This window comes from Flaviflexus huanghaiensis (assembly GCF_014118685.1).
In the GTDB taxonomy this organism is placed as follows: Bacteria; Actinomycetota; Actinomycetes; order Actinomycetales; family Actinomycetaceae; genus Flaviflexus; species Flaviflexus huanghaiensis.
This window is the reverse complement of sequence record NZ_JACFAK010000013.1, coordinates 14,546-35,623: the sequence shown is the minus strand read 5'-3', so window position 1 is coordinate 35,623 and position 21,078 is coordinate 14,546. Positions and strand designations below refer to the sequence as shown.

20 protein-coding genes and 1 tRNA gene are annotated in these 21,078 nt (G+C 62.5%); 3 read left to right on the top strand and 18 right to left on the bottom strand.

The features are described 5' to 3' along the window. Positions 1-82 precede the first annotated feature (82 nt). From uvrB to rpsA, 4 genes are all read right to left on the bottom strand, one after another. Positions 83-2,149, bottom strand: a complete 2,067-nt coding sequence (gene uvrB, locus H7E91_RS09420) for an excinuclease ABC subunit UvrB (protein ID WP_182354849.1) — start codon at positions 2,147-2,149, stop codon at positions 83-85. Between the two features lie 33 nt (positions 2,150-2,182). Then, positions 2,183-3,019, bottom strand: coding sequence for a dephospho-CoA kinase (gene coaE, locus H7E91_RS09415; protein WP_182354848.1), 837 nt, complete (start codon positions 3,017-3,019; stop codon positions 2,183-2,185). Continuing rightward, positions 3,001-3,537 carry a pyroglutamyl-peptidase I family protein gene (locus H7E91_RS09410; protein ID WP_182354847.1) on the bottom strand — a complete coding sequence of 179 codons (537 nt, stop codon included), beginning with the start codon at positions 3,535-3,537 and terminating at the stop codon, positions 3,001-3,003. The genes coaE and H7E91_RS09410 overlap by 19 nt, the downstream gene beginning before the upstream one ends. A gap of 132 nt (positions 3,538-3,669) precedes the next feature. After that, a complete protein-coding gene (gene rpsA / locus H7E91_RS09405) occupies positions 3,670-5,139 on the bottom strand; it encodes a 30S ribosomal protein S1 (protein WP_182354846.1) in 1,470 nt (489 codons plus the stop codon). 215 nt (positions 5,140-5,354) lie between these two features. Between rpsA and H7E91_RS09400 the strand changes: the two genes are divergently transcribed. Beyond that, positions 5,355-6,209 carry a class I SAM-dependent methyltransferase gene (locus H7E91_RS09400; RefSeq protein WP_182354845.1) on the top strand — a complete coding sequence of 285 codons (855 nt, stop codon included), beginning with the start codon at positions 5,355-5,357 and terminating at the stop codon, positions 6,207-6,209. Here H7E91_RS09400 and polA read toward each other — a convergent pair. Continuing rightward, entirely contained in the window at positions 6,118-8,817 is a 2,700-nt protein-coding gene (gene polA, locus H7E91_RS09395; RefSeq protein ID WP_182354844.1) for a DNA polymerase I, read from the bottom strand. The genes H7E91_RS09400 and polA overlap by 92 nt on opposite strands. Positions 8,818-8,869: 52 nt before the next feature. Between polA and H7E91_RS09390 the strand changes: the two genes are divergently transcribed. After that, a complete protein-coding gene (locus tag H7E91_RS09390) occupies positions 8,870-9,262 on the top strand; it encodes a PaaI family thioesterase (RefSeq protein ID WP_182354843.1) in 393 nt (130 codons plus the stop codon). Here the strand turns inward: H7E91_RS09390 and H7E91_RS09385 are convergent, their stop codons facing one another. The 11 genes from H7E91_RS09385 to hisF all read right to left on the bottom strand — a co-directional run bounded on the left by H7E91_RS09385 (position 9,263) and on the right by hisF (position 18,619). After that, a complete protein-coding gene (locus tag H7E91_RS09385) occupies positions 9,263-9,877 on the bottom strand; it encodes an ANTAR domain-containing response regulator (RefSeq protein ID WP_182354879.1) in 615 nt (204 codons plus the stop codon). Positions 9,878-10,160: 283 nt separating this feature from the next. Next, a tRNA-Leu gene (locus H7E91_RS09380) sits at positions 10,161-10,242 on the bottom strand. 29 nt (positions 10,243-10,271) lie between these two features. Further along, positions 10,272-11,717 (bottom strand): pyruvate kinase, encoded by a 1,446-nt coding sequence (gene pyk, locus H7E91_RS09375; protein WP_182354842.1) that lies wholly within the window; start codon positions 11,715-11,717, stop codon positions 10,272-10,274. 168 nt (positions 11,718-11,885) lie between these two features. After that, positions 11,886-12,818: a prolipoprotein diacylglyceryl transferase gene (gene lgt / locus H7E91_RS09370; RefSeq protein ID WP_182354841.1), complete on the bottom strand. Its 933-nt coding sequence runs from the start codon at positions 12,816-12,818 to the stop codon at positions 11,886-11,888. 6 nt (positions 12,819-12,824) lie between these two features. After that, positions 12,825-13,610: a tryptophan synthase subunit alpha gene (gene trpA, locus H7E91_RS09365; protein WP_182354840.1), complete on the bottom strand. Its 786-nt coding sequence runs from the start codon at positions 13,608-13,610 to the stop codon at positions 12,825-12,827. Beyond that, on the bottom strand, positions 13,610-14,812 hold the full coding sequence (trpB, locus tag H7E91_RS09360; RefSeq protein WP_182354839.1) for a tryptophan synthase subunit beta: 1,203 nt from the start codon (positions 14,810-14,812) through the stop codon (positions 13,610-13,612). The genes trpA and trpB overlap by 1 nt, the downstream gene beginning before the upstream one ends. Then, positions 14,809-15,597, bottom strand: coding sequence for an indole-3-glycerol phosphate synthase TrpC (gene trpC / locus H7E91_RS09355; protein ID WP_182354838.1), 789 nt, complete (start codon positions 15,595-15,597; stop codon positions 14,809-14,811). The genes trpB and trpC overlap by 4 nt, the downstream gene beginning before the upstream one ends. A 53-nt stretch (positions 15,598-15,650) precedes the next feature. Continuing rightward, positions 15,651-15,926: a hypothetical protein gene (locus H7E91_RS09350; protein WP_182354837.1), complete on the bottom strand. Its 276-nt coding sequence runs from the start codon at positions 15,924-15,926 to the stop codon at positions 15,651-15,653. Between the two features lie 32 nt (positions 15,927-15,958). Beyond that, positions 15,959-17,539 (bottom strand): chorismate-binding protein, encoded by a 1,581-nt coding sequence (locus tag H7E91_RS09345; RefSeq protein WP_182354836.1) that lies wholly within the window; start codon positions 17,537-17,539, stop codon positions 15,959-15,961. Next, a complete protein-coding gene (gene hisI, locus H7E91_RS09340; protein ID WP_182354835.1) occupies positions 17,529-17,855 on the bottom strand; it encodes a phosphoribosyl-AMP cyclohydrolase in 327 nt (108 codons plus the stop codon). The genes H7E91_RS09345 and hisI overlap by 11 nt, the downstream gene beginning before the upstream one ends. Then, the gene (gene hisF / locus H7E91_RS09335; RefSeq protein ID WP_182354834.1) at positions 17,852-18,619 is read right to left on the bottom strand and encodes an imidazole glycerol phosphate synthase subunit HisF; all 768 of its coding nucleotides are present in this window, start codon (positions 18,617-18,619) and stop codon (positions 17,852-17,854) included. The genes hisI and hisF overlap by 4 nt, the downstream gene beginning before the upstream one ends. A 38-nt stretch (positions 18,620-18,657) precedes the next feature. Between hisF and H7E91_RS09330 the strand changes: the two genes are divergently transcribed. Continuing rightward, complete coding sequence (locus H7E91_RS09330) at positions 18,658-19,221, top strand: nucleoside/nucleotide kinase family protein (protein ID WP_182354833.1); 564 nt, start codon at positions 18,658-18,660, stop codon at positions 19,219-19,221. A 32-nt stretch (positions 19,222-19,253) separates the two neighbouring features. On the opposite strand, the gene H7E91_RS09325 is transcribed toward H7E91_RS09330, so the two are convergent. Together H7E91_RS09325 and H7E91_RS09320 are read right to left on the bottom strand one after the other, a co-directional pair. Beyond that, complete coding sequence (locus tag H7E91_RS09325; RefSeq protein ID WP_182354832.1) at positions 19,254-19,862, bottom strand: NUDIX domain-containing protein; 609 nt, start codon at positions 19,860-19,862, stop codon at positions 19,254-19,256. A 90-nt stretch (positions 19,863-19,952) separates the two neighbouring features. Next, the gene (locus tag H7E91_RS09320) at positions 19,953-21,071 is read right to left on the bottom strand and encodes a glycosyltransferase (RefSeq protein ID WP_182354831.1); all 1,119 of its coding nucleotides are present in this window, start codon (positions 21,069-21,071) and stop codon (positions 19,953-19,955) included. Positions 21,072-21,078: the final 7 nt, after the last annotated feature.

The following is a 21,078-nucleotide window of genomic DNA, read 5'->3' as shown; positions in this document are numbered from 1 at the left end:
AGCTTCAGAGGCAACTATAGGGGAGAAAAGTCCCAGTTCCCAGCCGTGGGGAGCGCCGGTGAGTATGACATTGCCGACTTGCCTAGCCTGTCGCCGACTCCATCTGGCGGAGCTCTCTCTTGAGATCCTTGATTTCATCGCGCAGGCGCGCCGCAAGCTCGAACCGGAGATTCTCGGCCGCCTGCCTCATCTGCTCGTCGAGTTCAGCGATAAGAGAACGCAAGTCGCCGGTGGCCTGATTCGCCAGACCCTCGCGGGTCTGGGGCAAGGGAGCCGACTTCCGGTAGCCGCCTTCGAGGAGGGCTGCGGTATCGATCTCCTCGCGAGCGAGCATGTCGGTGACGTCCGCGATCTTCTTTCGCAGCGGCTGCGGATCGATGCCCTTCGCCGTGTTGTATGCGACCTGCTTCTCCCGGCGGCGGTTCGTCTCATCGATAGCCTCCCGCATGTTCGGAGTAATTGAATCCGCGTACATGTGGACCTGGCCGGAGACATTGCGAGCCGCGCGGCCGATCGTCTGGATAAGGGACGTGGTCGACCGGAGGAAGCCCTGTTTATCCGCGTCGAGAATCGCGACGAGCGACACCTCCGGCAGATCGAGTCCCTCGCGGAGCAGGTTGATACCGACGAGGACATCGAACCTGCCGAGGCGTAATTCACGCAGCAGTTCAACGCGGCGAAGTGTGTCGACGTCCGAATGGAGATATTCAACCCGGACTCCGCGCTCGGCGAGATAGTCGGTCAAATCCTCCGCCATCTTCTTCGTTAGGGTTGTGACGAGGACGCGCTCGTCACGGGCGGTACGCGCCTTGACCTCGCCAAGAAGATCGTCAATTTGGCCCTCGGTCGGCTTAACGACAACCTCGGGATCGATGAGGCCGGTCGGGCGGATAATCTGCTCGACAACCCCATCGGACTGCTCGAGTTCGTACTTGCCGGGAGTGGCCGACAGGTAGATGGTCTGTCCAATACGCTCGAGGAATTCAGCCCACTTCAGCGGTCTGTTATCCATCGCTGACGGCAGCCGGAAACCGTGCTCAACAAGCGTGCGTTTACGCGACATATCGCCCTCATACATCGCGCCAATCTGCGGCACCGTCACATGGGACTCGTCGATGACGAGAACGAAGTCTGCAGGAAAGTAGTCGAGCAGCGTGTTGGGGGCAGTTCCAGGGCCACGACCATCGATGTGGCGGGAATAGTTTTCGATTCCAGCGCACGAACCGACGTTCCGCATCATCTCTAGGTCGTACGTCGTCCTCATGGAGAGCCGCTGCGCCTCGAGCAGTTTGCCCTGGCGCTCCAGCTCGGCGACCCTCACATCAAGCTCCTCTTCGATCGACTTGATCGCCCTCTCCATCCGTTCCGGCCCAGCGACGTAATGGGAGGCCGGGAAGAGGTGGGCATGGTCGGTTTGACGGATGACATTGCCCGTCAGGGGGTGGAGGAAGGACAGCTCGTCAATCTCGTCGCCGAACATCTCGATCCGGATCGCGAGCTCCTCATAGACGGGGATGATCTCGATCGTGTCGCCCCGGACCCGGAACGTGCCGCGGGTAAAGGCAATGTCGTTCCTCGTGTACTGCATGCTGACAAACCGACGGAGCAGGTCATCGCGATCAATCTCTTGACCAACCTCGAGCCGCACCATCCGATCGACATACTCCTGGGGCGTGCCAAGGCCGTAAATGCAGGAGACAGAGGAAACAACGACCGTGTCTCTGCGGGTCAGGAGCGAGTTCGTTGCCGAGTGACGGAGACGCTCGACCTCGTCGTTGATCGACGAGTCCTTCTCGATGAACGTATCCGTCTGAGGAACATATGCCTCAGGCTGGTAGTAGTCGTAGTACGAGACGAAGTACTCGACCGCGTTGTTCGGGAGGAGCTCGCGGAACTCCGACGCCATCTGGGCTGCGAGCGTCTTATTCGGCTCAAGAATGAGGGTGGGGCGCTGAATCTGTTCGATGAGCCAGGCGGTTGTCGCCGACTTGCCCGTGCCGGTGGCGCCGAGCAGGACGATATCCTTTTCGCCGTTGTTGATCCGCTCTGCCAGCTCCTCAATCGCTGCTGGCTGGTCACCCGAGGGGGTGTAGTCAGAGACAACTTCGAACGGCGCCTCGGCGCGTACAAGGTCAGTCACAGGTCGCATGGTCATAGGCTAGCGCGACCCTTTGGCACTCTCCTAGGGTGTCCCCTCGAAGCGGACTTCGACGTAGGCCTCTGAGTCGGGACGCACCCACACATCACCATGCGGGATGCAGCAGACGTGGCGAAGGTTCGCGTCCGGCGTGCCCGCGGGAACGATGACATCCATGCCCTTGACTCGGGCCTGGACGCCGGTGTGCGCAAGCTTCCCCGTCAGCCGCTCGGCATGCATGATGTGCCGCCCCCTCGCATGTGGGACGTGCTCGCTACGGACATTGTCGTGGAACGTCGTGACACGGTCGATGACCGTCTGGATCTGCTCATCGAGATGAGCGAGTGAACCGCTGTTGTCGATGACTGCGTCCGCGAAAGGCGTCCGCTCCTCGTCGGTGAACTGTGTGCTGATCCGTGTCCGGGCCTCGTCCACGCTCATGCCGCGATGCTCGACGAGACGATGAACGCGCGTGTCATCGGGAGTCGTGATGACGATGAGGAACTGCGGCACGTACCCGCGGCCGGTCTCGATCAGGAGCGGCGATTCTTCGACGACGATCGCATCGGGATCTTCGGTCACATACTGCTGGAATAGGTCCCGCATGCCCTCGTGAACGAGAGGGTGAACGATCGCATTGAGCTCGGCCAGCCGCTCCGCATCCTTGAAGACGATGTCTGACAGCGCCTCTCGATCAACGACGCCGTCGTGGACGATGCCGGGAAAGCGCTGCGCCACAGCAGGAACGGCCGCTCCTCCCGGGGCCGTGAGTGAACGCGAAATCGCATCGGCGTCCATCACCCGCATCCCCGCTTCCGCCAGCCGAGGTGCGACGAGCGACTTGCCCGAGGCGATGCCGCCGGTCAAACCGACATAGAGCATGTGATGATCCTTCCGATCAGGTCGATACCCTCATCGAGCCCCATGTGCTCGCTGGGCGGAATATGGAGGAAACAGGCGTTCCTATGGTGACGATACAGGGAGTACGACAGCGCGTTGCACACGTACGCGCCTGCGCTCAGTGACACGCCAAGACCAGCCCCGGACGCGACGGCATCGACATCCCAGCCGGTCCTCACCGTATCCGGGCCCGCGACGTCGATAAGCTCCCCGCGAGCATGCTTCCCGTCGATATCTGGGATGCGTGACTCACGCCAGTTGACAGCGTGCTTTTCCAGCATGGGCGCCTGCCGCGAACCCGCCACGCCGAGGGAGAGAACAAGCTCAGCATCGGCAAGCAACGCGCCAACATTCGCCACCGCCGCATAGGAGACGGGAAGAATCTCGACGTGGGCTCCGATAGCCCGTCCAGCCGCCAGCGCCAACGTCTCGCTCGGGTTCTCGTCGTGGGCGACGGTCTCGGGCGGCCCGAACGGGCCGAAGCCGGTGAGAACGATCATGCGACTGCTTTCATCTCTTTCTGTGCCACGAGGATACCGCGAGCCGATAGTCGGTCACGGCGCGAAATCCAGCCGTGGGCACGTAAATGGTTGAGGGGACCGCCTCAGCGGTCCCCTCAACCATCTACCTCATCAGTGGCCGGTCAGCTTCTCACGGAGGGCGGCTAGCGCCTCATCCGATGCGAGAGTACCGGTCGACTCAGAGCCGGACGTGTAGGTTGCCGGAGCCTGCTCGCGCGGGGCGGGAGCTGTCTCGACAGCCTCCTCCTCGACCTGGGCGGCGTTCGCAACCTGCTCCTTGTGGGCGAGCCACAGGGCGTAGGCCTGGTTGTACTCGGCCTCCCACGCCTCGCGCTCCTTCTCGTAACCCTCGAGCCATTCGCCGGACTCCGGATCGTAGCCCTCGGGGTACTTGTAGTTGCCCTCTTCGTCGTACTCGGACGCCATGCCGTAGAGCGATGCGTCGAAGTCCTCGGAAGCGGGGTCGACGCCCTCGTTGGCCTGCTTGAGCGACAGGGAGATGCGGCGACGCTCGAGGTCGATGTCGATGACCTTGACGAACAGCTCGTCGCCGACCTTCGCGATCTGCTCGGGCTGCTCGATGTGGCGCTGCGCCAGCTCAGAAATGTGGACGAGGCCCTCAATGCCATCCTCAACACGGACGAACGCGCCGAACGGAACGAGCTTCGTCACCTTGCCGGGCACAACCTGGCCGATGGCGTGGGTGCGTGCGAAGACCTGCCACGGGTCCTCCTGCGTCGCCTTGAGCGACAGGGAGACGCGCTCACGGTCCATATCAACCTCGAGCACCTCGACGGTGACCTCTTGGCCAACCTCGACAACCTCGTTCGGGTGATCGATGTGCTTCCACGACAGCTCGGACACGTGGACGAGGCCGTCGACGCCGCCCAGGTCAACGAAGGCACCGAAGTTCACGATGGAGGAGACTACGCCCTCGCGAATCTGGCCCTTCTGAAGCGTATTGAGGAAGTGGCTGCGGGTCTCGGACTGCGTCTGCTCGAGGAAGGAGCGGCGTGACAGAACGACATTGTTGCGGTTCTTGTCAAGCTCGATGATCTTCGCATCGATGTCGCGGCCGATGTACGGCTGGAGGTCGCGGACCCTGCGCATCTCGACCAGTGACGCAGGCAGGAAGCCGCGCAGGCCGATGTCGACAATGAGGCCACCCTTAACGACCTCGATGACACTTCCGGACACAACGCCGTCCGTGTTCTTGATCTCCTCGATCTTGGCCCATGCGCGCTCCTGCTGTGCACGGCGCTTGGAGAGGAGGAGGCGGCCTTCCTTGTCTTCCTTCTGGAGGACATAGGCCTCGACGCGATCACCGACGGCGACGACCTCATCGGGGTCAACGTCGTGCTTGATCGACAGTTCCTTCGAGGGAATAACGCCCTCGGTCTTGTATCCAATGTCGAGAAGGACCTCGTCGTGGTCCACCTTGACAATGGTGCCCTCGACAATGTCCCCGTCGTTGAAATACTTAATGGTCTCGTCAACGGCGGCGAGGAGCTCTTCCTTCGAGCCAATGTCGTTGACTGCGACCTGCGGGGAGGTCGGCTGCTCGGGCGTAGATGTTGTCATTGAGTTGTAGTCTCCGATGGGACAGTTAATAGACGGACAGAATTGGCGGTTGTCCATTGGACATCCAAGAACCCACACTAACGCCTTAGAACCGTGGATGCCAGGCAATACGGTCAAGAAATTCCGTTCATGTGACGCGCACGACCATGCGTATGTTCTGCCCCCGTGACCAACGCGAACCATATGTCAGCAAGCGTCCGTGGGACACTTGAGATATGGAACCCTATGTCCGACCGAGCTCGGCGATTCCTGACCCTGCTCGCATCGCCCAATACTGGTGGGATCGCAACGCCGAGGACTATCTGCGCGAGCATCCGGCGCTCGGCGAGATCCGCTTCCAGTGGAGCCCCGAGGGCTATACCGAAGAAGATCTCCGGCTACTTCCCGATCGTCCGGGCCGCATTCTTGAGATCGGTGCCGGCGCAGCGCAATGCTCTCGCTGGCTCGCAGCACACGGCCACTCCCCCGTCGCGAGCGATGTGTCGGCGGGAATGCTCAAAGCGGCCGCGGTCCTCAACGAGCGCACCGGAGTCCACGTCCCCCTCGTCCAGGCCGACGTGACAGCGTTACCGTTCGCGGAATCGTCGTTCGACACGGTCTTCACATCGTTCGGCGCGTTGAGCTTCCTGCCCGATCTCACCGCCGCATTTGCGGAGATTTTTCGCGTTCTGCGCCCCGGCGGGTCATGGATCTACTCTGTGACGCACCCGTTCTCCTGGGTCTTCCCGGATTCACCGTTCGCAGCCGATCTCACTGTTATCCGTCCGTATGGGACGGCAGAGGCATACGTCGAAGAGGCCGATGGTCAAGCTGTCTACGCAGAGTTCCCGCACACTGTCGCCGATCACATGAACGGCCTCGTCGGCGTCGGGTTTCTCATCGAGGGCTTCCTTGAGCCGGGATGGAAGGCCGGCACAGACGAGACGTGGGGCGCGTGGGGACCGGACCGCGGTGCGATGCTGCCCGGCACCCTCATTGTCAGTGCGCGGCGGCCCGCCAACTTGGCCCGACACCGACCCCAACCGAAAGCGGGACGGACAGGTCGACCGCGGACTCCATCTGCGCAGTGACGACGTCGCGAACGCTCTCCTCTTCACCCGTGGCGATCTCGAGAACGAGTTCATCGTGAACCTGGAGGAGAACCCGCGAGTCGAAGCCATTCTCGCGTAGCGCGTGGTCGACACCAAGCATCGCAATCTTAATGATGTCAGCCGCTGAACCTTGGATGGGGGCGTTAAGCGCCATCCGCTCCGCCGCGTCACGGCGTTGCCTGTTGTCGGAGGTGAGATCTGGAAGGTACCGGCGGCGGCCGAGAATCGTCGACGTGTAACCGTCCCGCCGCGCCTGTGCGACGACCGATTCGAGGTAGCGGCGCACCGCGCCGAACCTCTCAAAATAGTCGTCCATGAGCTCCTGTGCCTCGGAGCGCTCGATCCGGAGCTGCCGCGACAGTCCGAAGGCGGACAGGCCGTAGGCAAGCCCGTAACTCATCGCCTTGATCTTGTTCCGCTGAGCCGGCGTGACATCGCTCGGGTCGACCCCGTAGACATGGCCGGCAACATAAGAATGCAGGTCCTCACCGTCGATGAAGGCCTGGATGAGAGCGGTGTCGCCAGACTCGTGTGCCATGAGCCGCATCTCAATTTGTGAATAGTCGACTGTCATGATCGACTCGTAACCCGCACCGGGGACGAACGCCTCCCGGATTCGCTGGCCTTCCTCCGTTCGAGCGTGAATATTCTGCAGGTTCGGCTCCGTCGAGGACAGCCTTCCGGTCGCCGCGACCGTCTGCTGGAAGCTCGTGTGAATCCGTCCATCATCCAGTACCGACTTCGACAGTCCCTCAACGGACTGCTTGAGCTTGATCGCGTCGCGATGTTCGAGTAGCTGTCCCAGGAACTCCCGTCCGGCGACCGCACGATCATCCTCACGTAGCGCAAGTTGTGCGTACAGATCTGTCAGTGCCTCTGCATTCGTCGTATAACCCGACTTCGTTTTCCGCGTCGGTGGCAGTCCAAGTTCGTCGAAGAGGACAACCTGGAGCTGTTTCGGGCTCGAGAGGTTGACCTCATGCCCGATGGCGGCATACGCCGACTCCGCCGCCCGGTTCACACGCGAGTCAAACTCGTCGTAGAGCTCGTCGAACACAGACGTGTCGGCGGCAATGCCCACGTGTTCCATGCGGGCGAGGACGGTCATGAGGGGGCGCTCGATGTCATGCAGAAGGTCGGTCGAATCGCGCTTGGCAACTTCTCGCTCGAGAACGTCAGCGAGCGGCAGAAGCGCCCACGCTCGTGCGGCGGGTCCCTCAATGGCACCCCCGCCGAGGGCAAGGCCGAGGTCAAGCTCACCGGCGGTCATATCCGGTAGCGTCATGCCGACGTGACGGACAACGAGGTCGCTGAGGTCGTAGCTGCGCTGGTCGGGGTGAAGGATATAGGCGGCGAGCTCCGTATCGACGTCGACACCGGCGAGCTCAACGTCGAAAGACCCCTTCAACGCATGCCACGCGGCCTTCGCCTCGTGGACCACCTTCGCAGACTCGTCCTCGCACCAGGTCGTCAAGGCAACCGTATCCTCTTCGGACAGCTCGACTCGGTCGGCGACAATGGCGTCACCGGACTCCGATGCGAGAGCTATGAGGTCGACGTCGCCGCGGCGCGGTTGTCCGTTGCCAACGATAAAGAGACCGAGCCGGTGCCCCTCGCGCGCGGATAACCATCGGGCAAGATCACCAGGTGCCGCCTTAACTGGCTGAAGTCCGACGAGGCTTTCCGTTGCCGTCTCGGAATCGCCGTCGGCGAGCGGCAGCTCGGCAAGAACCCGAGACCGCAGGGACGTGAAGTCGAGGGTGTCAAAGAGCTGATGGACAGCCTCACGATCGACTCCCCGAGGTTTGAGTGCATCGAAGGTGACGTCGAGGGGCATGTCCCGCAGGAGCTCGTTGAGCTTCCGGTTGAGCTTGACCTGATCGAGATTCTCGCGCAACGAGACCCCAACCTTGCCACCAATGTCATCGGCGTGCTCGATGATGCCGTCGAGCCCACCGTAGGTCGAAATCCACTTTTGGGCCGTCTTCGCGCCCACGCCGGGGACCCCCGGCAAGTTGTCTGCCTTCTCTCCGACGAGAGCCGCCAGGTCTGAGTACAGCTCGGGCGGAACGCCCGTGCGCTCCTTCACCACCTCGGGTGTCATTTCCAGCATGTGCGACCGCGGCATCGGGTACAGCACGGTAATGGAATCGCTCACAAGCTGATAGACATCCTTATCGCCCGAGGAGACAACGACATCCATGCCTGCCTTCGCTCCCCTGTCGGCGAGCGTTGCGATGATGTCATCAGCTTCGAATTGGTCCTTCGTGATCCACTCGATGCCAAGAGCATCGAGGACCTCCTGAATGAGGGGAATCTGACCTTCGAATTCCTCGGGGAAGTCGGCGCGTCCGCCCTTGTAGGCCGCGTATTCCTTCGTGCGAAAGGTTCCGCCCGACAGATCAAAAGCGACCGCCACGTGCGTCGGCTCGACGTCGGCGTACAGCTTAAGCAAGGTGTTGATGAACCCGTGGATGCCGTTCGTGTACTGCCCCTGAGAGGTGCGGAAGGAGTCCTTCGGGAGGGCGAAGAAGCTTCGGAAGGCGAGCGAGTGGCCGTCGAGGAGGAGCAGTCGTTGATTCACCACTACAGGGTACGTCCCAAGCCCGCCATTTTCAGCCGTCGGCTACTGTGGGCGCATGGACAATCACCTTGAACGCGGTATGGGCGCGCTCGCCGAACGCATCGGACTCGACATCACACACGTTGGTGAGAACACGATGGAAGGGACGCTCCCCGTTGAGGGAAATACGCAGCCCTACGGTCTCCTGCATGGCGGCATGAACGGCGTCCTCGTCGAACACCTTGCCTCCGGCATCGCCATGATGAACTGCCCACCTGGCCTCGTCCCGGTCGGTACCGACCTTCACGTGTCACACGTAAGTCCGGCGACGACCGACAGCGTCCGCGGGGTCGGCACCGTCATCGCACAATCGGCGGGCACGATCTGGGTCAAGGTCGACATCTTCTCCGGCGACCGTTTGACAGCGTTCGGCTCGCTGACCGTTCGCTACGTCAAGCCGCGGACCTAATCAGCTACCCACCTGGTCGATGACGGCATCGGCCACTTCACGCATGGTGAGCCTGCGGTCCATTGACGTCTTCTGAATCCAGCGGAACGCTTCCGGCTCCGTCAGCCCCATCCTCGACATGAGGAGGCCCTTGGCTCTGTCGACCTGCTTGCGGGTCTCGAATTGCTCGGTGAGGCTTGCGACCTCGCTCTCAAGCGAGACAATCTCGTGGAACCGAGACACAGCGATTTCGATGGCAGGAATGAGATCAGCCGGAGTGAAAGGCTTGACGACGTATGCCATCGCGCCGGAGTCTCGCGCCCGCTCGACAAGCTCGCGCTGCGAGAACGCGGTGAGCATAACAACGGCGCACGTGCGGTTCGCAAGAATATGTTCAGCGGCGGTGATGCCGTCCATCCCCGGCATCTTGACGTCCATGACGACGACATCGGGTTCGAGCTCTTTAGCCTTGGCGACGGCGGTCTCACCGTCGGCGGCCTCGCCGACAACCTCGATGCCTGCGTCTGTCAGGGTCTCGACGATATCGAGACGGATGAGCGCCTCATCCTCGACGACGAGAGCACGGTACCTGCGCTCCTCCCCATCGTCGGCAACCTCATCGACAAGGAACTCCAGCTCCTCTTGTGGGCTGTCTTCACTCTTCACCACCGTGGCCTCCTTTGGCACGAAACGGCACAGGGCATGGTCGATGCCCTTGGCATGATGTCTTCCAGATTAGCGGTCTCTCCTCATCGATGAGGAGACTCCCGGGCAGTGTTGCACACACTTCCATGGAAACTCCAATGCTCTGTCCTGGCACTTCCTGACAAAGAACTCAGAACTCTGCGCAATTGGCCGGACAAACGGCCACATCGACGGAGGCATGGCCCCGAACCTCGTAAGGTCCGGGGCCATACTGTACTCCGGGCGGGACTCGAACCCGCACGCCTTTCGGCGCCGCATTTTGAGTGCGGTGTGTCTACCGATTCCACCACCGGAGCAGGGGGTCCGAAACCGAACCCTATGTATCTTACTCCTCTTCGAAGACGAGCGGGCGGTCGGGAATGGTTTCGCCAATCTTGTGGACGCGGATCGTGTTCGTCGAACCGACGGTGCCAGGGGGCATGCCAGAGACGATGACAACGCGTTCGCCGGTGTCCGCCATCTTCCGCTCGCGCAGGATGTGATCGACCTGGTTGACCATGTCGTCCGTGTGCTTGACCTCGGGGACGATCATCGCCTCGACGCCCCAGGACAGTGCCAGAGCGTTTCGGGTTGACTCGAACGGTGTGAAGACAAGGTTCGGAATTGGTGAACGAAGCCGGGAGAGCCGTCGCGCTGTCAGGCCCGAGGTGGTGAATGTCACCGCGAAACGGCAGTCGAGAGCCTCGGCGATGTCGAGCGCCGCGCGAGTGATGACACCGTTGCGGTTGCCACGCAGCCCCTGAAGCGGCACGACCTTGTCGAGGCCATGCTGTTCGGTGTACGTGATGATGCTGTCCATGACTTCAACGCATTCGATCGGGTACTGCCCGACCGAGGTCTCGCCCGACAGCATGACCGCGTCAGCGCCGTCAAGGATGGCGTTCGCACAGTCCGAGGTTTCCGCCCGCGTGGGGCGCGGATTCGTGATCATCGACTCAAGAACCTGGGTGGCGACAATTGCCGGCTTCGACTTGCGACGCGCCAGATCAATCGCCGCCTTCTGCACCGTCGGGACCTGCTCGAGCGGCAACTCGACACCGAGGTCACCGCGGGCAACCATGATCCCGTCGAAGACGCTGACGATATCTTCGAGGTTCTCAACGGCCTGCGGCTTCTCGATCTTTGCGATGACAGGGACCTTTCGGCCTACCTTGTCCATGATCTCGTAGACGTCGTTAATGTCATCTGCAGAGCGGACAAACGAGAGCGCGATGAGATCTGCACCGAGTTTGAGAGCCCACTCGAGGTCGATCTTGTCCTTCTCGGACAGCGCGGGCACCGAGACAGCGACACCGGGAAGGTTGACGCCCTTGTGGTTGGAGACCGGACCGCCGACGACGACCTCGGTGACAACACGGGGCCCTGTCACCTCTTTCACCGTGACGAGAATCTTGCCGTCGTCAATGAGGATGTCATCGCCCGGCTCGCAGTCACCAGGAAGCCCCTTGAACGTCGTCGACACCACCTCCTTATCGCCGAGGATGTCCTCGGTCGTAATCGTGAAGATATCGCCCTTGCGGAGGACGACAGAGCCATCCGCGAAATTGCCCAGCCGGATCTTGGGGCCCTGGAGGTCGACGAGGACAGCGACGGCCTTGCCTGTCTCGTCCGCGGCCGCGCGGACGTTGGTGTACGTCTGTTCGTGATCGTCGTGGGTGCCATGTGAGGCGTTGATGCGTGCGACGTTCATGCCGGCGTCGACCAGCTCGCGCACTTTCTCACGGCTCGATGTGGCGGGACCTATGGTGCAGACAATTTTGGCTCTTCGCATGTAGACCACATTACCGAACATCGGACGCCGATTGCTCTGCGGTCGTGATTAATCGCGACACACGCCCGCTCGCCAGCGCCATCATCAATCCCTCTCGCCCCTCCTCCCAGAACAACGTCATCCCCGCGCACGAACGTGCGCGGGGATGAGAGGAAGCACCTGAGGAGATCAGGCGGTGTCGGAGTCATCCTCCTCTGTGGATGCCCGCCGGTCCTCACCGGTAGCCTCCACCGTCTCCGGCGCAGTCCCGGCCTTCTCGTGCTCGGGGCTTTGACCGTCGAGGTAGATCTCGTCGGTGTAGTCGCTGCGGCGGACAATACTCGTTCGCCAGACAAAGAACGCGGTGGCAACGACGAACATGGCGATCGCAGTCCACACATTGAGGCGCAGGCCAAGGACGATCTGGGCCTCGTCGATGCGGAGGTTCTCGATCCATGCACGACCTGCGGTGTAAATCATGACGTACAGCCAGAACGCCTGCCCGCCACGGAGTTTGAACCGTCTCTCGAGTGCGACGAGAAGGACAGCACCGGCGAGGCACCACAACGCCTCGTAGAGGAACGTCGGATGAAAGGTCGTCCCCGGCGGATATCCGCCAACGATGTTCTCCGGGTCAATCTCAAGGGCCCACGGCAGGTCGGTTGGTCTGCCGTACAGTTCCTGATTGAAGTAGTTGCCGAGCCGGCCAACCGCCTGGGCGATAAGAAGGCCGGGAGCGAGCGCATCAGCGAACGGCGCAATGCGCAATCCCCGTCTGCGCAGGCCGATCCACGCACCGACTGCACCAAGGGAAATAGCGCCCCAGATGCCGAGGCCCCCCTCCCAGATCCGGATGATCTTTGTCAGATCACCGTTCTCGCCGAAGTACGGCCCCGGAGTCGTGATGACGTGGTAGATGCGGGCGCCGACAATGCCGAAGGCAATCATCCACACGGCGATGTCGAGAGAGACATCCTCGGGACCGCCCTTTGCGCGGTAGCGGCGCTCGAGCAGCCACCAGGCGATGACGATGCCGATGATGATCGCGATGGCGTACGCACGCAACGGAACCGGACCGATCATCCAGACGCTCTCAGACGGGGACGGTATCGACAGGGGCATTGGCGGTCACCCCTCGCCGTGGGCGCCGGCGGCGATGTCGGAGGCGAGCGCTCGCAATGTCTTCAGCGACGGGTCATCGCGTAGCGCTTCGATAAGGGCGGAGCCGACAATGACGCCGTCCGCGTACTCAGCGATCTCGGCGGCCTGCTTCCCGGTCGAGACTCCGAGACCGACACAGATGCGCTCAGCGCCGTGCGCGCGAGTGTCCTCGACGAGCTTGCGCGCTCTGTCATCAACCGAGACACGCGCTCCGGTCACGCCCATTGTCGACGCGGCGTAGACGAACCCGCGGCAGCTGTCGGCCACGAGCTTGAGCCGCTCGGGACGGGACGACGGGGCAACGAGGAAAATCTTGTCGAGGTCGTACGTGTCGGCGGCTTCAATCCAGGGCCCAGCCTCGTCCGGGATGAGGTCGGGCGTGATGAGCCCGGCTCCCCCGGCGTTCTTGAAGTCGCGAGCGAAGTCATCGAATCCGTAGCGGAAGATCGGGTTGATGTAGGTCATGACCTCGACGGCCGCGCCGGTCGCTGCGACCTGTTCGACAATGCCAAACAGGTCCTTCATCTTGAACCCCTTCGACAGGGCCTCGTGAGTCGCGGCCTGGATGAGTGAGCCGTCCATACCCGGATCGGAGTAGGGGAACCCGAGCTCGATGATGTCGGCACCAGACTCGACAACGGCAACCGCCGCATCCGCGCTCGCCTGAGCATCCGGATATCCGGCTGGCAGGTAGGCGACGAAGGCGGCCCCGCCCTTCGCTTTCGCAGCGTCGATTTTTTCAGCAGCACCCATCAGTACACCTCTCGCGTTGCAGAGCCGTCGAGCCCGAACCACTCGGCGGCTGTCTCGACGTCCTTGTCACCCCGGCCGGACAGATTGACGAGAATCGTCGAATCCGGGTTCTCCTGCCCAATCGTCATCGCACCAGCAAGTGCGTGGGCGGATTCGATTGCGGGGATGATGCCTTCAGTCCGGGACAGGAGAGCGAACGCTTCCATCGCCTCGGCGTCTGTCACGGGCCGATATTCGACACGACCGACGGCGGCGAGGTGAGCATGCTCGGGGCCAACCCCGGGGTAGTCGAGGCCGGCCGAGATCGAATGGGATTCGAGTGTCTGCCCGTCCTCATCTTGGAGCAAATACGTCTTCGAACCGTGAAGGATGCCGACTTCACCGACCGTAATCGGCGCGGCGTGCCTGCCCGATTCAATGCCGTATCCGGCCGCCTCCAGGCCGACAAGCTTGACGTCCTCGTCGTCGAGGAAGGCGGTGAACATACCGATTGCGTTCGAGCCCCCACCGACGCAGGCGAGGACCCAGTCGGGGAGAGTTCCGGTGAGCGCGAGAACCTGTTCGCGTGCCTCATCGCCGATGATCCGCTGCAAATCGCGAACGAGTGCCGGGAAGGGATGGGGGCCGGCGGCAGTGCCAAAGATGTAGTTCGTCGTATCGACAGTGGCGACCCATTCACGGAAGGCCTCGTTGATCGCATCCTTCAGAGTGTTCGAGCCCTGGCGGACTGACACGACCTCGGCGCCGAGCAACCTCATTCGGGCGACGTTGAGGGCCTGCCGGCGAATATCCTCAGCACCCATGTAGATTGTGCAGTCCAGGCCGAGCAGGGCTGCGGCTGTCGCGGTTGCGACTCCGTGCTGCCCAGCGCCGGTCTCGGCGATAACCCGCGTCTTGCCGAGGCTACGTGTGAGGAGAGCTTGCCCAAGGACATTGTTGATCTTGTGAGAGCCGGTGTGGTTGAGGTCTTCTCGCTTGAGGATGATGCGCGCACCGCCACAGTGCTCCGAGAATCTCGGTACTTCCGTGATGATTGACGGCCTGCCGGAGTACGTCCTGTTGAGCTCTGCCAACTCTTCCTTAAAGGCGGGGTCGATCTTGAGCTTCTCCCAGCCGTCGCTAAGGTCGTCAAGCGCCGCGATGAGAGCCTCGGGGATGTAGCGCCCACCAAACTCTCCAAAGTAGGGGCCGGTCAGGTTCATGCTTCACTCACAATCTTTATCATCTGCTCAACCGCCTGGCGCGGTTCTCCCGACTTCACGAGGGCTTCTCCCGTCAGCACGGCATCGGCCCCAGCCCGCCAGTAGGCGAGCACGTCCTGCGGGCCGGAGACTCCGGACTCCGCCACCTTGATGGCCGCGTCCGGGAGCAGGCCCACGAGCCGCTCGAACACCGACATGTCGACGTCAAGAGTTTTGAGGTTGCGGGCATTAACGCCAATAATCTCTGCACCGGTCTCGGCAGCCCGTCGCGCCTCCTCCTCGTCGTGAACTTCAACCAGAGCCCTCATGCCGAGCTCGCGGGTTACCGTGAGGAACCTTGCGAGTTCCGCATCTGTCAGGGCAGCGACAATGAGGAGGACGAGATCGGCGCCGTGGGCGCGGGCCTCGTAGATCTGATATTCGGTGACAACGAAGTCCTTGCGAAGCACGGGGATCGCCACCTTCTCCCGCACCCTGTCAAGGTCGGCGAGTGACCCGCCGAACCGGCGTTTCTCCGTGAGGACCGAAATAGCGGCCGCACCGCCGGCCTGGTATTCGATCGCGAGAGCTCCCGGCTCCGGGATATCGGCGAGCACGCCCTTCGATGGGCTGGATCGCTTGACCTCGGAGATAATGGAGATTCCGGGACCGACGAGCGCCGGCACCGGATCGATGGCCGGGTCACGCATCGTCGCGTGCTCGATCATCTGTTCCAGCGGCACGTCCGCCTCGCGCATGGCGAGATCTTCGCGGACACCGACGATGATGTCGTCAAGAACTGTCATGACTGCCTTTCGCTAAAAAAAGGGGCGCCGAGGCGCCCCGTCAGTGCCTCGGTTCACTCGTTGTACCAGGCACCACGCTTGGCGGTGTGGGTGAGCCTGTTGGGCTGCCCCTTGCCAGCCGCGCGCAGGGCGAGGCTAACCGCGGTGATAACGGCGATAAGGGCAACACCGATCCAGATGAGGATGGTTGAGAAGACGAGACCGAAGCCGATGACAAGAGCGGCGATGCAAACGCCGATCGCCCATGTCCACCCCGCCACGGTGCGGCCGTGATTGTCAAAGGGCCTCGCCTCGGGCAGACGGTACTTTTCGAGTTCGGGGGTAGACAATGGTGCTCCTTCGTCGTTTTCCTGGGGACAGCTTAACGCGGTTCTCGGGAGATGTCCCCCTTCGACTCCTCCGGTGAGATGAGGAGCTGCGCAATCTGAACCGCACGTATCGCCGCGGCGGCCTTGTTCCGCGTCTCGATGTCCTCGGTCTCGGGCACAGAGTCGGCGACGATCCCTGCACCTGACTGAACCGATGCGGTTCCGTCGGAGATGATCGCCGTTCGGATGGCAATCGCGAGATCAGCATTGCCAGCAAAATCGAAGTAGCCTGCCACTCCCCCGTAGATTCCGCGCCGAGCGGGTTCAAGCGCGTCGATGATCTCGATCGCCCGCGCTTTCGGTGCACCCGACAGGGTGCCTGCGGGGAACGTCGCCGCCAGCGCGTCGACCGCACCGACGTCGTCACGCAACTCGCCTGTCACGGTCGAGGTGATGTGCATGATGTGGGAGAAGCGAGCGATATCCATGAAAGAGCCGACGTCGACCGTCCCGGGTTTGGAGACCTTGGCGAGGTCGTTCCGGGCGAGATCGACGAGCATGACATGTTCAGATATCTCCTTCGGATCCTTGAGAAGCTCATCCGCGAGCTCTCGATCCTCGGCTACTGTCGCGCCTCGAGGACGGGAGCCGGCGATTGGGAACGTCGTCACCAGGCCGTCGCGAACGGAGACGAGCGTTTCCGGGCTCGAGCCGACAACAGAGAAGCTCCTGTCCCCGTCACTGAGGTTGAAGCAGTACATGTAGGGCGATGGGTTGATCGACCGGAGAACGAGATAAACGTCGATTGGGTCCCCATTGAAGCTGATATCGGCCCGTTGAGAGAGGACAACCTGGAAGACGTCCCCGGCGACGATGTGCCGCTGAGCCAGCCGGACCGCTTCCTGGAATTGCTCCGATGTCACCCTCATCCGCGGCGTAGCGGCCGCGTCATCGCCGACCGCGAGCGCACGGGCGGGCTGCGGTACGCTCATCGCTTCCGTCATCTGCTCGACCTTCGTGCGTGCACGTTCGTACGCGGCTTCGGCGCCTTCGGGGCGGCCGTCCCTGTTGACAGCGTTGGCGATGAGCCAGACGACGCCGGTTCTGTGGTCGATGGCGACGAGTTCTTCGGTCAAGCACATGGCGGCATCGGGTGTGCTGTGTTCTGTGGGTGCCGCCCTGCGCAGGGTGGGTTCCCAGTCGTAGAGGAGGTCCCAGCCGAGGACTCCGACAAGCCCGCCGGTGAGCGGCGGCATTCCGGGTAGCGGCTCTGACGAGAGGGTGTCGAGTGCGCTTCGGAGAAGCTCTGTTGCGGGCCCTTCTCGCCGTAGCCCGGCGGGGACGTCGCCCGTCCATGTCGCAGTTCCGTCTCGGGCCGTGAGCGTGGCGGATGAGGAGACTCCGACAAAGGACCAGTTCGACCAGTAGTTCTGTTCGGCGGATTCGAGGATGAAGGACCCCGGCCGACCATCCGCCAGGCGACGGTAGATGCTCGTCGGCGACGTGTCATCGAGGAGGAGTTTGACGGCGACGGGAACGACGCGGCGGGTCCGGGCGAGCCGAAGGAACTGGTCCCGGGTCGGGAAGATGTCGCCCCACGGGATAGTTCCGGGCTCGATGTCGTCAGTCGTCATGGTCGGTCACCGCCTCGAGCGTCCGTCCATCAAAGCAGGATCTCGTGCCAGTGTGGCAGGCGGCGCCAACCTGCTCGACCTGAATGAGGAGTGTGTCCTCGTCGCAGTCGACCTCGATGTCACGCACGTATTGGCGATGACCGGAGGTGTCGCCCTTGCGCCAGTATTCGCGACGGGAGCGAGACCAAAACCAGACACGCCCAGTCGTCCGGGTTCGGTGGAGCGCCTCCTCATCCATCCATCCCAGCATGAGAACCCTGCCGCCGTCATGGTCTTGGATGATGGCGGGAATGAGACCCTGCTCGTTAAATTTCATCGGACGGTAATCCCTGCGCCCCGGAGGCCCTCTTTGACCTGCCCGATCGTCAGCGTTCCGAAGTGGAAGACCGATGCGGCGAGAACGGCGTCAACGCCGATGTGTGCAACGTTGATGAAGTCGTCGACGGTCCCTGCCCCGCCGGAGGCGATGAGCGGAACACTGCAGATCTCGCGCGCCGCGCTCGTCATCTCAAGATCGAAGCCCTTGGTTGTGCCGTCATGGTCCATCGAGTTGAGGAGGATTTCACCAACTCCCCGGTCGATACCATCCTTGATCCACTCGAGCGCGTCGACACCTGCGGAGCGGCGGCCGCCGTGGGTTGTTACCTCATATCCGGAGCTCGCGTGCGCGGCAGTAGATCTCCGTGCGTCGACGGACAGGACAAGAACCTGGCTGCCAAACTCGGACGCGATTTCGGTGAGGAGTTCGGGCCGGGTGAGCGCCGCCGTGTTGACGGAGATCTTGTCCGCTCCGGCTGACAGGAGTCGAGCGACATCATCGACGCTGCGGACTCCGCCGCCGACGGTGAGGGGAATGAAGACCTGCTCGGCTGTCCGGGTCACAACGTCGACCATCGTTCCGCGGTCCTCGACAGAGGCGGAGACGTCGAGGAACGTCAGCTCGTCGGCGCCCTCTGTACCGTAGCGCCCGGCGAGTTCGACCGGGTCTCCAGCATCCGTGAGGTTCTCGAAATGAACACCCTTGACCACTCGCCCGCCTGAAACATCGAGGCAGGGGATAACCCGCAGTGCAACACCCATCTTCGCTCCTTCTGTTTGGTCAAGGTTAGGCTATACGCGTGACGAGGATTCTCACCAACCGCATCGCGGAACTGCCCCGGCCCGCGGTCGTGACGATCGACGGGCTGTCGGGCGCGGGCAAAACATTTCTTGGTGAGGCGCTCTCGCGCGAGCTTCACGCAGCCGGCCTTCACAGCCTTCTTCTCGAAGTGGAGCTGTGGGCACACGGCTGGACCGATCTGGCTGGTGCTGTCGACCGCGTCGCGGGGGTGGTAGCGGGACTGCGGGACGGTCCGGTCGAGACACGGACGTGGAACTGGTGGACGGAGTCCGAAGAGCCGCCGATCCTTCTTAAGCCACGCCCCGTCATCATCGTTGTCGGATGCGGGGCGGGGCAGATCCGCTCACACTTGTCGATCTGGATCGACGCCGACGAGAAGCTGCGGGCCACCCGCGTTGCATCGCGCGACCCCTACGACTGGAGTGAGCACTGGGATGAGTGGGCTCGTCAGGAGCAGGAGCTCCTCCTCCGCTGGGATGCTCGCGCGAATGCAGACGTGAGGTTTCAAGCTACTCCATCGGGCGAGCTCATTCCCGCGCCTGACACGCCGCTCAGCGTGTGATGCTTGCTGGGAGCTCGCGCCGTGCGGACATGTCACCGCATCCAGTGAGCCTCGGGGTTACGGACCGCACCGTGCCCGGCCAGCACCGACGCCGTTGAGAGAATGCCGGTGATCGTCGTGGCGTTGTGGATGGATCCGGCATGAACAAGCCGCACCGCCTCCTCAAGCGGCACCCATGCGTGCTTCATATCGGCCTCCTCTTCCGTCCTTTCATAGACAAGGTCTGTCTCTCGGACATCGCGAGCCAGGTAGACTCGCAGGCTTTCCGACAAGCAGCCCGGTGAGGAGAAGAGGTCGACAAGCACATGCCACGTCGCCGCATCCAGTCCCGCCTCTTCGGCAAGTTCGCGCTTCGCCGCCTCCAGCGGATCTTCGCCGCCCTTGTCGAGCAGACCGGCGGGAATCTCCCATAGGACGGCGCCGACCGGGTGACGGTATTGCGACACGAGGAGTACCTCTGGGCGCTCCCTCATGCGAATGGGAACGATGGCAACAGCACCCGGGTGGGCGATGTATTCCCGCCTAATCGACGTGTCCTGTCCGTCGAGAGTGATGTCGTCCGACACGAAGGAAAAGACTTTGCCCTCGTAGATCGTTTCCCGGTGATGAAGGGTATGGCCCGCGTGCTTGCGGTCAATCATTGTTCCTCCTCGTGGATAGGTCCGTATCGAACACTACCGTCCAGCGGCACGGTCTACGCCGCCCTGTCCCGCAGGAAATGGCGCTGGTCGCTACCCTTCTTTTTGCCGGGCGGCGACGAGCATCTCGTAACGCCGGGCCCACAGTTGCGCGATTTCCGGGTATTGCATCTGTTCGCCAATGCGGTCACGCGCAACCTCGGTCAGTCTCTGCGCGTAGGGCGGGTCGTCAAGAACGCGCCGGACTGCGCCGACCATGCCAGCGACATCGTCGAGTTCAAAGAGGAGGCCGGCGCCATCGAGTAACTCCGGAATACCGCCGGTGCGTGTTGCGACAACAGGCACGCCCGCTGCCATCGCCTCCTGCACAGCGAGAGGCCGCGATTCCCACACGGACGGTAGCGCGAACGCATCGGCGGCGGCGAGCCAGCGGTCGACATCCCCGCGTTCACCCGCGAGGACGAGCGGTGCTCGCGATGAAATCGCGCCCAGGCGCAACTGGTCATCGATGGACATGTCGCCGCGACCGACGAGCACCCACGTGATCTCGTCACGCATCGCTGTCGCCGCCTCAAGCGCGGTGAGGACATTCTTGCGAGGAATGAGGGAAGATACGGTGAGCACGATCGGCCGCATCGGGTCAAGGTCATGTCCAGGGCTTGCGACCTCGGGCAACGTGGCAAACAGCTCATGACGTAACCCGGCCCGCTCCTCGGGCGACAGCCGCGGTGTCCGCAATAGTTCAGGCACCCGTGGGCTCGGCACAAACGACAGCCACGGACGCTTCGCGCCCGCCTTCTTCACAAGATCGATGAGGTCGGGTGAGGTCACCGCCACCGCGTCGGCAAGACGGACGCCGAACGACTCGGCAGACTGACCGAGAAGCAGTCCCATTTCAGGCTTCGCATGCCAGGTGACGACGAATGCGGGGCGATGACGCTCGGTCAGCAGGGTGGCCGCGAGCAGCCCTCCGCTACGCCCGTGCGCGTGAACGACGTCCGAGTTGCGGACGAGTCGCTTGAGTAAACGAAGCTGTGTACCCGAACGCCTGGCTGGGATGTCGATTGCGTCCCCGACATCGTGATTCGCAATGACATCGGAATTAGCTACAACGAGCACGTCGTGTCCGGCGAGCCGCAGGTGACGGGCCAGCCGCGCGACATGGTTCGCCATGGCGCCATCCCCTGACAGCATGACCTGGACGATGTTCACGGCGGAC